Source organism: Streptomyces sp. HUAS MG91 (genome assembly GCF_040529335.1).
GTDB classification, from domain to species: Bacteria; Actinomycetota; Actinomycetes; order Streptomycetales; family Streptomycetaceae; genus Streptomyces; species Streptomyces tabacisoli.
The window spans coordinates 8,153,604-8,166,392 of record NZ_CP159534.1 but is presented as its reverse complement, the minus strand read 5'-3'; the positions used below and the strand labels follow the sequence as shown (position 1 = coordinate 8,166,392).

Annotated in this window: 8 protein-coding genes and 3 pseudogenes; 6 read left to right on the top strand and 5 right to left on the bottom strand. The window is 71.9% G+C overall.

Going from position 1 to position 12,789, the window contains the following annotated elements; translation table 11 throughout:
• Positions 1-458 precede the first annotated feature (458 nt).
• Complete coding sequence (locus ABII15_RS36985) at positions 459-2,792, top strand: Ig-like domain-containing protein (protein ID WP_353946663.1); 2,334 nt, start codon at positions 459-461, stop codon at positions 2,790-2,792.
• A gap of 82 nt (positions 2,793-2,874) precedes the next feature.
• Here ABII15_RS36985 and ABII15_RS36980 read toward each other — a convergent pair.
• From ABII15_RS36980 to ABII15_RS36970, 3 genes and pseudogenes are all read right to left on the bottom strand, one after another.
• Positions 2,875-3,057: pseudogene (locus ABII15_RS36980) on the bottom strand (polysaccharide lyase family 7 protein); the annotation flags it as partial.
• A 250-nt stretch (positions 3,058-3,307) separates the two neighbouring features.
• Positions 3,308-4,231, bottom strand: coding sequence for a carbohydrate kinase (locus ABII15_RS36975; RefSeq protein WP_353946662.1), 924 nt, complete (start codon positions 4,229-4,231; stop codon positions 3,308-3,310).
• Positions 4,228-5,541, bottom strand: coding sequence for an oligosaccharide MFS transporter (locus ABII15_RS36970; RefSeq protein ID WP_353946661.1), 1,314 nt, complete (start codon positions 5,539-5,541; stop codon positions 4,228-4,230). The genes ABII15_RS36975 and ABII15_RS36970 overlap by 4 nt, the downstream gene beginning before the upstream one ends.
• A 210-nt stretch (positions 5,542-5,751) precedes the next feature.
• Between ABII15_RS36970 and ABII15_RS36965 the strand changes: the two genes are divergently transcribed.
• Positions 5,752-7,158, top strand: coding sequence for a glycoside hydrolase family 32 protein (locus tag ABII15_RS36965; RefSeq protein ID WP_353946660.1), 1,407 nt, complete (start codon positions 5,752-5,754; stop codon positions 7,156-7,158).
• Positions 7,159-7,272: 114 nt separating this feature from the next.
• Here ABII15_RS36965 and ABII15_RS36960 read toward each other — a convergent pair whose 3' ends face one another.
• The gene (locus tag ABII15_RS36960; protein WP_353946659.1) at positions 7,273-8,313 is read right to left on the bottom strand and encodes a LacI family DNA-binding transcriptional regulator; all 1,041 of its coding nucleotides are present in this window, start codon (positions 8,311-8,313) and stop codon (positions 7,273-7,275) included.
• A gap of 110 nt (positions 8,314-8,423) precedes the next feature.
• Between ABII15_RS36960 and ABII15_RS36955 the strand changes: the two genes are divergently transcribed.
• The 4 genes and pseudogenes from ABII15_RS36955 to ABII15_RS36940 all read left to right on the top strand — a co-directional run bounded on the left by ABII15_RS36955 (position 8,424) and on the right by ABII15_RS36940 (position 12,482).
• Positions 8,424-9,587: a LacI family DNA-binding transcriptional regulator gene (locus tag ABII15_RS36955; RefSeq protein ID WP_353946658.1), complete on the top strand. Its 1,164-nt coding sequence runs from the start codon at positions 8,424-8,426 to the stop codon at positions 9,585-9,587.
• Positions 9,588-9,769: 182 nt separating this feature from the next.
• Positions 9,770-11,353, top strand: a complete 1,584-nt coding sequence (locus ABII15_RS36950) for a glycoside hydrolase family 32 protein (RefSeq protein WP_353946657.1) — start codon at positions 9,770-9,772, stop codon at positions 11,351-11,353.
• Positions 11,354-11,453: 100 nt separating this feature from the next.
• Positions 11,454-12,017, top strand: a pseudogene (gene thpR, locus ABII15_RS36945) (RNA 2',3'-cyclic phosphodiesterase); the annotation flags it as partial.
• A gap of 60 nt (positions 12,018-12,077) precedes the next feature.
• Positions 12,078-12,482 (top strand): FKBP-type peptidyl-prolyl cis-trans isomerase, encoded by a 405-nt coding sequence (locus ABII15_RS36940; protein ID WP_353947316.1) that lies wholly within the window; start codon positions 12,078-12,080, stop codon positions 12,480-12,482.
• Positions 12,483-12,500: 18 nt separating this feature from the next.
• Here the strand turns inward: ABII15_RS36940 and ABII15_RS36935 are convergent.
• A pseudogene (locus tag ABII15_RS36935) lies at positions 12,501-12,710 on the bottom strand (helix-turn-helix domain-containing protein); the annotation flags it as partial.
• Positions 12,711-12,789 lie beyond the last annotated feature (79 nt).

Genomic DNA, 12,789 nt, shown 5'->3' with positions numbered 1-12,789 from the left:
CCCATAGGTGCGCGACAGGCGCGCAGACGAGGGCATGACCATGCCCAAGGGTCGAGTGGGTGTAAAGGGCGTTCTCGCGCGAATCGGCCGAGTCGGGCGTCCGCATGGGTCCGCGCGGCGTAGGTCGCGGCGGCGCACCGGAGCACGCGCACTGGTACGGGCGCAGTAGTGGACTCCCCCGCAGCCGACGTGCCCGCCGTGCTCCAACTGCGTCCACGGAAAGCGGGATTCGCCGCTGCCCAGCAGGTCACCGGCGTGCGCGGAGGTGGCAGGCCGCGCGCCGTGCCCATGACGGTCCCGGCCGCAGCGTGGACCGCCGCGCCCGGGGCAGTCATGGGCACGGCAAAGCCCCGGGCGCGGTGACGGGACCGCGCGACTCGGCCGATGCCGTCACATCGGCGGAGCCGTCGCCGGTCGCCGCGGCACGGGGCCCGTTTCCCTCTCGACAGGAGAAGACCGTGACCCTGGTACGCCTTCGAAGACGCGGGCGCTCACGGAGCGGGCCCGCGCCCCGCACGGCGGGCTTCCTGCCCGTCCTGGCCCTCCTCGGTCTCGTACTGGCGGCTCCCGCGCAGGCACGCGCGGACACCGCCTTCTCGGCGAAGGTCGACTTCGGCACCGCGGCCACCGCGCCCGTGAGCGGTTACGCACTCGACTACGGACAGCCCTTCGGCGCCCGCACCGGCGCCGGCCAGGGCTCCGGACTCAGCTACGGCTGGGTCGGCCTGACGAACAGCACGCCGCTCGACCTGACCGGCAACGGCCGGGACAGGGGCACCGCCGAGCCCGACCGGCTCCTCGCGACCTTCGTGCACATGCAGCTCCCCGCCTCGTCGGCCGGCGTGAAGACCCCGGGCCGCTGGGAAATGGCCGTCCCCGACGGCACCTACACCGTGACGGTCGCGGTGGGCGACGCCACGAGCGTGGACAGCACCCACGCGCTCCAGATCGAGAACCAGAACGCTGTCGACGGCTTCGTGCCCACGTCCGCCTCCAGATACCGGACCGCCACCGTGCAGGCGGCCGTGGCGGACGGCCGGCTGACCATCAGTCCGGTCGGCGGCAGCAACACGAAGATCGCGTACGTGACCGTCGCGCCGCTCGCCGACGCCGCCGCTCATCCGGAGGTCAGGACGGTGACCCCGGCGAACACGGCGACCGGCGCGGCACCGACCGGCAGCGTCGTGGCGGACCTCAGACTGGTCGGCCCCGGCGTCGACACCGCGAGCCTCACCTCCGGCACGGTCACCCTCCAGGAATCGGTCACCGGAGCGGCCGTGCCCGCCCACGTGATCACGAGCGGCGGCGGCGACGTCATCAACCTGTCGCCGACGACCGCGCTCAAGGCGAACACCCGCTACCGCTTCACCGTCACCAGCGGCGCCCGGGACCTGGACGGGCGTGCCTTCACTCCGTGGACCTCGGTGTTCACCACCGGAGCGGGCGGCGGCACCGGCGGCATCGCCTTCGACAAGGTGGCCACGTCCGCGACGGGAAAGAGCTTCGCCTCCGTGCTGAAGGGACCCGACGGCAGGCTGTACGCGTCCACGCTGGACGGCTACATCATGCGGTACGCCATCGCCGCCGACGGCACCCTGAGCGGCGCGGAGACGATCTCGACCGTGCGCGCGGACGCGACGGCCCGCGGACTGCCGGGAGCACCCAACCGCTCCGTCATCGGGATGGCGTTCGACCCGTCCTCCACGGCGGCCGCCCCGGTGCTGTGGATCACCTCCAACACCATGTACGCGGGAGGCACACCGAACGAGCCGGACTGGTCCAGCAGCATCGCCAGGCTGAGCGGTCCGGGCCTCACCACGTACACCGAGGTGATCAGCCACCTGCCGCGTTCGGTGAAGGACCACGAGACCAACTCCCTCGCCTTCGGCCCCGACGGAGCCCTGTACGTGACGCAGGGCGCCAACAACGCCATGGGCGCCGCCGATCCGACGTGGGGCAACCGCCCCGAGCACCTGCTCAACGCCGCCGTGCTCCGGCTCGACCCGGCCAAGCTCCCGGCGTCCGGCGCGGTCGACGTGCGGACCGAGAGCCCGGGAACGTACGACCCGTTCGCCGCCGACGCGCCCCTGACCCTCTATGCGACGGGCGTGCGGAACGCCTACGACCTGGTGTGGCACACCAACGGCCACCTCTACACACCTACCAACGGGTCCGCGGCCGGGGGCAACACACCCGCCACGCCCACCCCGCTGCCCGCCGCCTGCTCCCGCCGGATCGACGCGGCGACGGCCGGTGCCTACTCGGGTCCGACCGTGCCGGGGATCACGTCCAACCCCGTGGCGGAGACCGACTACGTCTTCGACGTCAAGAAGAACCGGTACTACGGGCATCCCAACCCGGCCCGCTGCGAGTGGGTGCTGGCCGGGGGCAACCCCACGTCGGACACCACTCCCTTCGAGGTCACCGGCTACCCGGTGGGTACCCGGCCCGACCGCAATCTGGACGCGGCCGGAATGTACGACGCCGGACTGCACGCGTCCGCCGACGGGGTCGTGGAGTACCGGGGCGACGCCTTCGGCGGCGCGCTCAAGGGCACGCTCCTCGTGGTCCGTTACAGCAGCGGCCAGGACATCGAGGTGTTCGGCGTCGACGCGCAGGGGAGGTTGTCGGCGCCCACGACGGGCATCACCGGGTTCACCGGATTCCAGCAGCCGCTGGACATCACGGAGGACACGACCAAGGGCACGCTGTACGTCACGGAACAGGGCGCTTCGAAGATCACCCTGCTCAGGCCCAGGGTGACGTCGGCAGCCGGGTCGGCCGGGCACTGACGACGCGGCTCGGTGTCCCACTGCCGTGACGCGGGACAGCGCGGTGCGCCGCATGAGCGACGCACCGCGCGGAGCGGGGGTGTCAGCCGTGCGAGACGTTGAGTCCGTAGAAGGCGACGCGCGCGCCCTTGGTCGTGCTGCTGGACGAGGACTGGTTGTAGGAACCGGCCTTGAAGTACTGCTTGTACGGGAAGAACGACGAGGGTATGGCGTAGTGGGTGGTGCTGCCGTTGACGGTCACGTCGAGCGTGTTTCCACCGGAGACGGTCGTACTCGGCACAGAAGCTGAGCTTCTTCTAGGAGCACGAAAGAAGGCGCCTGATCTGGGCTTTCGCCCGTCAGGCGACTTCCGGGCGACCCACTCGGATCCGGGCGCCAGTTGGCGGTGGCCTGCTTCACCGCGCCGTCCGGTGGCGGAACAGGGCCTCGCCTCGACGTTCTGGCCCGCGACCGCTCCCCCGGCCCGCCCGCGCTCAACTCGGCCGTGCCAAAGGGGCCATGAGATCCGCCGCGCTTCACGCGCCCCCGCGCAACTCCACGGCGTACGGCGGCTCCGCCCCGGCCCGTGAGCAGGTGATGGCCGCCGCCCGTGCCGCGAACCGCAGGACCTCGCTCCAGTCGGCCGGGCCGAGTCCGGCGAGCCCCGCACGGGAGAGGCGGTCGCGGGTGGCGAGGGCGTGCAGCAGTGCCGCGTTCACCGTGTCGCCGGCCCCGATCGTGTCGACGACCTCGACGTCCACGCCGGGCACCGAGCAGGAGCCGCCGCCCCCTGCCGTGAAGGCCGTCAGACCTTCACCGCCCCGGGTCACGACGACGGCCGAGGGGCCGGCCGCGAGCCAGCCCTCGATGTCGCCGCCGAGCCACTGCGCGTCCTCCTCGCTGAGCTTGAGCAGGGAGACGTACGGCAGCCAGCTCCTGAAGCGGGCCCGGTAGGCGTCCGCGTCGGGGATCAGGCCGGCGCGGATGTTCGGGTCGAGGGCGACGAAGACGCCCCGGGCGGACTCGCGCCGCATCAGCTCCTCGTACGCGCTCGCGCCCGGTTCGAGGACGAGCGAGCAGGTGCCGACGGACAACGCCCGTACGTCGGCGGGCAATTGAGCGGGGACCGCGAACAGGCGGTCGGCGCTGCCCTCCGTGTAGAAGGAGTACTCCGCCGAACCTCCCTCGCCGACGGACGCGACCGCGAGCGTGGTCGGCTCGGGGCCGCGCTGGACGAGGCCGACCGCCACGCCTTCCTTCTCCAGGCGGGACACCAGTGCCGCGCCGAAGGCATCGGTAGAGACGCGGGAGCAGAACGCGACGTCCGCGCCGAGCCGTCCGAGCGCGACGGCCGTGTTGTACGGGCCGCCGCCGCGCGCGGGCAGCAAAGGGGCGAGCGGGTCGCCGGTGCCGCCCTGCGGCACCAGGTCGATCAGGGCTTCACCGGCGACGACGATCACGCCAGGGCTTCCTTTCCGGTCAGGGTGATCCCCTTGGAGTCGGGGCGCAGGGTGAGGACGGAGACAGCGGTGACGACGGCGACGCAGCAGCCCATGACCGCGTACGTACCGCGGTAGCCGATGCTGTCGTAGCCGAGCCCGGCGAGCGGGGAGATGACGGCGGCGCCGAGCTGGGTGGCCAGCTGGAATCCGACCAGATAGATCGTGGACGACAGCCGGGGCTCGAAGTGGCGGTTGATGTACTTGAAGATCGCGATCAGCATGATCGGCAGCTCGACGGAGTGCAGCAGCTTCACCGCGGAGATCGCGAGGGCGCCGGTGACCAGGCCGGAGAGCAGGATCCGGGCCGCCATGATGCCGCCGGAGATGAGCAGCGACTTCTTCGGCCCGATGCGGTTGACCAGGAACGGCGCGAGCGCCATGCCGCCCGCTTCGAGGAAGACCTGTACGGAGTTGAGGTCGGAGAACATCCGGTTGCCCTCGGCCTCGGTGGCGAAGAGCGAGGTGAAGTAGGAGGGGAACATCGCGTCGTAGGTGTTGTACGTCGCCGTCACCGCGACCACGAAGAGGAGCAGACCCCAGAAGGCGGGGTAGGAGAAGAGGGACTTCACGTCCGAGAGCGAGACCGAGGAGGCCGCCTCGTCGACGGCCGCGGCGCGGCGGCCGTCCGCGACCCGGATCGCGACGGTCAGGCCGACGAAGACGGCGGCGGCGACGGACGCGGCCCAGAAGTTCAGGTTCGGGTCGATGTTGAACAGGCGGCCCGCGAAGAACGTCGCGGCGGCCCAGCCGAGCGAGCCGAACATGCGGGCCCGGCCGAACTCGAAGCCGTGGAAGCGGCCGAGGCGCTCGGTGTAGCTCTCCAGGGTCGCGACGGCGACGGCGAAGGCCATGGCGAGGTAGGCGGAGCCGACGACGAGGCCGAGGGCGAAGTGCTGCTTGAGCAGCGGCCCGTACACGTAGATGTACATCGGGCCGACCAGCAGCATCAGGCCGCCGATCCAGTACAGGAGGTTCTTGCGCAGGCCGAGGCGGTCCTGGAGGTACCCGTAGACCGGCATCGTGATCAGACATCCGATGGCGTTCGCGCTGATCACGAGCGAGCTGCGGCCGGCGCTCAGACCGATGTCCTGGGTCAGCCAGATCGAGAACAGCGACCAGGACAGCGACCACGTCACGAAGAACATGAAGAGCGCGGCGCTGGCCAGGGTGAAGTTCACCCTCCGCCGGCTGTGCCCGGGGGCCGCCCCCGAGTCCTGCTGGGCGTGACCGCCGGCGGCCGACGACGCCGCTTCCTGCTGCATGGTCATGTGTGCGCTCCCTCGCGCCAGGCCCCGCTTCGTGCGAGCGGAGCCGCCTCATCATGCCGGAATGAGCCATTCCGAATCCAGTCCCTAACACGTGCTAGGGCGGGCTAACTATCACGTGTTAGGTTCCGTTTGGCAAGAGGCCGGACACGCGCCGGCAATCCAGCCGACACAGCAGGCCCCCTGGGTCCCACGACAGGAAGTGACGCCACGATGTCCGAGCGGAACGACCGGAACGACCCGCACGACCGGAACACACCCCGCCTCCACGTACGGCCCGCCGCCGGCCAGTGGTGCAACGACCCCAACGGCCCGCTCTTCCACGACGGCCGCTACCACCTCTTCTTCCAGCACAACCCGGCCCGGCCCGTCTGGGGCGACATCCACTGGGGCCACGCCTCCAGCCCCGACCTCATGACCTGGACCGATCACGGCATCGCGCTCACCCCGACCCCCGGCAGCCGCGACGAGCTGGGCGCCTGGTCCGGCTGCGCGGTCGTCGAGGACGGTGTGCCCACCGCCGTCTACACCGGCATGGACCGCACCGACGGCATCGGCTCGGTCATGCTCGCGCGCGCCGCCGACGAGGCGATCACCACGCTGAAGGCCGAGCCGGAGCCCGTCGTCCCGGGCCCGCCGCCCGGCCTCGACCTGCTCGCCTTCCGCGACCCGTACCTCTTCTCGTACGAGGGCCAACGCTGGGCCGTGATCGGTGCGGGGCACCGTGGCGCACCGGGCGCGGGCGGCCGTCCCGACGTGTTGCTCTACCGCGTCGACTCGCTCACCGAGTGGACTTATGCCGGCTCGCTCCTGGACGCGGCCCACCCGCTCGCGGCCCGCCACGCCGCGCCCGCCGACGCGTGGGAGTGCCCCGCGCTGCTGCCCACCGGGGACGGCCGCTGGATCCTGCTCCTGTCGCTGTGGGCCGCCGACATCACGTACTCGACGACGTACCTGATCGGCGAACTCGCGCCGTCCGCCGCCGGGTTGACCTTCGTTCCGTCCTCGGGCGGCATGCTCGACCACGGCCGCGACCTCTACGCCGCCACCGCCCTCGTCGAGGACGACCGGACCCTGCTGTGGGGCTGGAGCTGGGAGTCGCGTACCGAGGAGGAGTCCGTGGCCGCCGGCTGGGCGGGCTGCCTCAGCCACCCGCGGGAGATCGGCGTCCACGCGGACGGCACGGTGCGCCTCGCGCCCGCGCGGGAGTTGGCGGGGCTGCGAGGTGCCGAGCTGACCGTGGGGGACGCGCTTCCGGCCGCGTACGAGATCGAACTGGACGCGGTCGTCGGCCATCCCGACTCCGAGGTCGAGCTGCGCCTCGGGGACACGGTCGCGCTGCGGCTGAACCCGACGCGCGGGCTCGCCACCCTCGACCGGACGAACGCGGCCGCCACCTCGCACCATCCGCTGCCCAGAACCGCGCGGGTCACCGCCGTCGTGCCGGGCGGGACCCGGGCTCGGCTGCGGGTTCTGGTCGACGGTCCCCTGGTCGAGGTGTTCGTCGACGAGCGGGCCATGCTGACGGAGAAGGTGCACCCGGCGCCGGAAGGGGTGATCGGGGTGGGGGTCGTGCGGGGGGCCGCGGAGGTTCGGGTGTCGGGGTGGGAGCTGGGATGACGCCGTGACTTCCACGCGTACACGACTCCCCCGTGGGCGCGGGGAGCTGAGTACGGCAGGACCACCGGCCTTCCGCACGGGAGGAAACAGCGACGGGGCTGACGCGGGCCGCCCTCACACGGTCGTGGGTCCCCGCACCGACGCGCGTTCCACCACCGGGCAGTCGAGCAGCACTCCCGCCGTCCGGTCGATCTCCCGCCCCGCGTCCGCCGCGTCGAGCAGCGCGCGGACCGCCTGCGCGCCCATCTCGTAGTGCGGCAGCGCGACCGTGGTGAGTGCCGGGACCAGATGGGCCGCCATCTGGTCCTGGTCGTCGTAGCCGACGAGGGACAGCTCGCGCGGTACGTCGATGCCGAGCCGGGCGGCGGCCAGCATCGCGCCGGCCGCGACGCGGTCGTTGGCACAGACGATGCCCGTCGGGCGGGGCTCACCGGGACGGTCGAGGATCCGCAGGGCCGCCGCGTAGCCCTCGTCGATCTGCCAGCCCGCCCGCGTCGTCCACTCCTCGCGCGCCGTGAGGCCGGCGGCGCGCAGACCGTCGGTGAATCCGCGGGCGCGGTCGGACGCCGCGATGTTGCCGCTCTCGCCCCCGAGCAGCGCGATGTCGCGGTGGCCCGCACCGATCAGCACGTCCACGGCACGGCGGCCGCCACCCCGCTCGTCCGCCACCACATACGCGTACGAACTCGGCTGGTGCGGGAGGCAGTTGGCGAGCACCGTGCGGGCCGGATCCAGGCCGTCCGGGACCCGGGCGCGGCGCATCGACATCGCCGCGTAGACGACGCCGTCGACCCGGCGGGCGCGCAGTTCGGCGATGGCCTCGGCCTCGGCGTCCGGGGCGCCCCGCGACTCCAGGAGCAGGACCTGGTGGCCGCGTTCGCGGGCCGCGTCCATCGCGCCGAGCACCATCCGCCCGGCGAACGGGCTCGTCGCGATCTCGTCGCTGAGCAGTCCGATGACCGCGCTGCGCTTGCGCCGCAGCGAACGGGCCACCTCGTCGGGACGGTAGCCGAGTTCGTCCGCCGCCCTCTTGATCCGCTCCTGCGTGCCGGCGGAGAGGTTGCCCGCCGCGCGGCCGCTGAAGACGAAGGAGACTGCGGCCCGTGACACTCCGGCGAGTTCGGCGACGTCGCGGGCGGTGGGGCGGCGGTTCACGGTTCGTCCTCGATTCCTGGGGCGCTGGGTCACGCCCGTCGCGGTGCACGGCCGTGCGTACGCCCAGTATCGCCGTACGAGGTCACGGGCGTCGTCGATAGGGTGCCCGAATGGCGGACAGGGGTGGTTCGAGCGGCAGGGGCGTCGGCGGGCGCGGGCGTGACGCGGCCGGTACCGGTGGTGCGCCGGACGCCGGGTCCGGTGATCGGGCAGGGGCGGCGCTGCCGGGGGGCGCCGCGCGGGCGACCTCCCGTGACGTGGCGCGGCTCGCGGGCGTGTCGCACACCGCCGTGTCGTTCGTGTTCAACGGCCGCGCCGACGGCAATCTCTCCGCCGAGACCCAGCGCCGCATCCGGGAGGCCGCGGCACGGCTCGACTACCGGCCGAACGCCGTGGCACGCGGTCTGCGCAGTCGGCGTACCGCCGTGATCGGTCTGGTCACCGACCACATCGCGTCGTCGCCGTTCGCGGGCGCGCTGCTGCGCGGCGCGATGGAAACGGCCTGGGAGCACGAACACCTCCTGCTGACCGTCGACTCCTCGGGCGACGCGGCGAAGGAGGACGCCGCCGTCGCCGAGCTGCTCGACCGGCGGGTCGACGGCATCGTCTACGCGGCGATGTCGCTGCGCCGCGCACGGCGGCTGCCGAGGGGGCTCGACCGCACGCCGACCGTGCTGGCCAACTGCCTTCCCCCGGAGGGGAGTCCGTACGCCGCGGTGGTGCCCGCGGAGCGGGCCGGCGGACGGACCGCGGCGCGGCTGCTGCTCGATGCCGGGCACCGTCGGCTCGCCTTCGTCGGCGGGCTCGACGACATCGCGACCGCCGAGCGGCTGCGCGGCTTCCGTGACGCGCTGCGCGGGGCCGGGCTGCGCGCGGCGGCCGAGGACGTGGTGCGCACGGGCGGGGAGATCTCGGCAGGGTACGAGGGCGCCCGGCGCGTCCTCGACCGGCCGCGGCCGGACCGTCCGACGGGCATCGTCTGCTACAACGACCGCGTCGCGGCTGGGGTGTTGCACGCCGCCGCCCGGCTCGGCATCGACGTACCGGGTGAGGTGTCCCTCGTCGGCTACGACGACCAGGAGCACATGGCGGCTTTCCTCGACCCGCCGTTGACCAGCGTCGCGCTGCCGCATCGCGCGATGGGCGAGGAGGCGGTGCGGCTGCTGCTCGACGCCATCGGCGCGCGGCGCGCACCCGAGGCGGAGGTGCGCAGACTGGCGTGCGCGGCGGTCCTGCGGGAGTCGGTGGGGGACGGACCGGGCGTCGGGCCCTGACGGACCCCCGGAGAGCCGAACGGCCGGGAACGACCCGTTTCGGGCAGTGACCTAAATCGTGTCAGGAAAATGAACTCGCCCCCTTCCAACCTTTAACGAGTTAGGCCTACAGTCCTGGTCGACCCCCGTTGCCCCGTTACCCCCGCCAGTGAAGCTGGGAGAACCGAGGACCGATGACGCCCATGACACCCCCTGGACCGCGCCTGAACCGCAGGGCCCTCTTCCGTACGGCCACCGCTCTCGGCGCCGGCGCGGCGCTGCTGCCCGCCGCCTCACCCGCGCAGGCCGCCGCTCCGACGGCACGCAAGGCGAAGCAGACGGGCGCCCACTACCGCGACACGTACCACTTCACGGTCCCCGACCAGTGGAAGAACGACCCTCAGCGGCCGATCTGGATCGACGGCGAGTACCACTACTACTACCTCTACAACCCGGACTACCTGACGGGCGGGACGGAGTCCGGTACCACCTGGCGCCTGGCCACCAGCACCGATCTCGTGGCGTTCCGCGACCGGGGCGTGGCCGTGCCCAAGGACACGACGGCGAACGGTGACGTGTGGTCGGGGTGCGCGGTGGTCGACACCGGCAACACGGCCGGGTTCGGGGCGGGCGCCGTCATCGTCGTCGTGACGATGGAGCCGGACAGCACCGCCGACACCCAGGCGCAGTACCTCTATTACTCCACCGACGGCGGCCGCAGCTTCACCCATCACGGCACCGACCCGGTCCTCCCCAACCCCGGCGTCAAGGACTTCCGCGACCCGAAGGTGATCCGTGACGAGGAGCGCGGCCGCTGGGTGATGGCCCTCGCCGAGAAGACCAAGGTCGGCATCTACCACTCCGACGACCTCAAGTCCTGGACGTACGCGAGCGGCTTCCTCCACGACGGCCTCGGCACGCTGGAGTGCCCGGACCTGTTCCACATCACCGGCACCGGCGGCGCGGCCACCTGGGTGCTCGGCGTGAGTGCCAACGGCAAGGCGTCCGGCCTGCCCAACACGTACGCGTACTGGACCGGTTCCTTCGACGGCACCGCCTTCACGCCCGACGCCGCGGACCCTCAGTGGCTCGACCACGGCTTCGACTTCTACGGTGCCGTCACCTTCGACAAGCACCGCGCCGACGGCTCGGTCGACCCGGCCATGCGGTACGCGATCGGCTGGATGAACAACTGGGACTACCCGAACACGACGCCCACCATCGACTCCGACGGCTTCAACGGCACCGACTCGATCGTCCGCGAGGTGACCCTCCGCAAGGACGCGTCCGGCACGCTGTTCCTCGCCACGGCTCCGGTCAGCGCGCTCGACGCCCACGTCTCGAAGACCGTAGACCTCGGGGATCTCACGGTCGACGGGCAGCTCGCACTCTCCTACAGCGGCATCTCGTACGAGCTGACGTGCGAGATCAGCTGGGCCGGCGCGCTCACCGGGGCGGGCGTCCAGCTGCGCAGATCCGTCGACGGCGGGCGCCACATCGACGCGGGCGTCTACGACGACTTCGCCTTCGTCAATCGCCGAGGCGTGCCGAACCCGGACGCCTCCGGGAAGTACCAGGAGAGCCACACGCCCTTCGACGCGCGTACACGGTCGGTGCGGCTGCGCGCGCTCGTGGACCGGACGACCGTCGAGGTGTTCTTCGACGACGGGCGGTACGTGCACTCGATGGAGGCGTTCCCCTATCTGGTCGACACCGGGATCGCGCTGTTCACCACCGGGGGTGCGGCGGTGTTCCGGAACACCGTGATCCGGGAGTTCACCGTCTGAGGCCGGCCGCGGCGGGGGTGAGCGACCAGGCTCTGCCCGTCGCCTGGACGCCAGGCAGCCGGGCTCCGGGCCCGCGGACGCATGAGGTAAGAAGACATCCGTGACCGAACCGCCCCAGACCGCCACCCAGCACGCGTTCATCGCCCTCGCGCCGCCCGACGACGCGAAGGACGAGCTGGCGCACGCGCTGAGCCCGGCCTACGCCGCCCATCCCGACCTGCGCTGGAACCGCATCGAGGACTGGCACATCACCCTGGCCTTCCTCGGCGAGCTGCCGGTACAGACCGTGCAGCGGCTTCGGTCACCCCTCGCCGACCTGGCGGCCACCCGTCCCGCCCTCGAACTGGCGCTCCTCGGCGGCGGGCACTTCGACGAGCGCGTGCTGTGGAGCGGCATCGAGGGCGATCTCGACGGTCTGCACGAGCTCGCCGAAGCAGTACGGGCGCGGGTCAGGGACTGCGGCGTCGACTTCGTCGAACGTCCGCTGCGGCCCCACCTCACGCTGGCCCGCGCCCGCCGCTCCGACAGCGCGTCCGTGACCGCGGCGGCCGCCTGCCTCGACGGCTTCACCGGACGCCCTTGGCGGACCGAACGCCTCCATCTGGTTGGCAGCACGGTGAAAGGCCACCCGGGCCCGCGGCGCTATCAGGACATCGCCGCATGGACCCTGGTCATGGAGAGTGGGTACGCCGATTCGAAACCGTCACAGATTGCTGAGGACGCAATGAGCGAACTGACGAAGCCCGAGGTCGACGTCCCGGAGGGGGCCGCTCCTACCGAGTTGACCATCCGGGATCTGGTCGTCGGGGACGGGCCCGAGGTGAAGCCGGGCATGGTGGTCCGGGTCCACTACGTCGGGGTGACCTTCGAGTCCGGGAAGGAGTTCGACGCCTCCTGGGACCGGGGCCGGCCGTTCAAGTTCGCCCTGGGCGGTGGCAGGGTCATCAAGGGCTGGGACCGAGGAGTGAAGGGGATGAAGGTCGGCGGGCGACGCGAGATCATCGTTCCCCCGCGTCTCGGCTACGGCAATCAGTCGCCCTCACCGTTGATCCCGGCGGGCTCGACCCTCGTCTTCGTGGTGGACCTGCTGGACTCGTATTCCAGTACGTCCGGGTGGAGCAACTCCTAGCCACCTCAGCAGATGTCCTCACCTGTCGAGGCGGTAGCCGTGGCCGCGCAGGGTGGTGATCTCCGGTATCTGCGCGGGACGGGCCGTGCCGGCGACTGCTGTGGTGAGGCGGTGGCGCAGGCTCGCCATGGTGACGTCGAGGGTTTTGGTGGAGCCGAACCAGTTCTCGTCCCACACCTCGGCCATGAGCGTTTCGCGGGAGACCGCTTCGCCCGCGCGGGTGGACAGTGCGGCCGGCTGGGACCGTGCGGGCGGCGCGCGCGGCCTTCGTGGTCGCGGGTCTCGCACCGTCCGGCCCGGCGTGCGC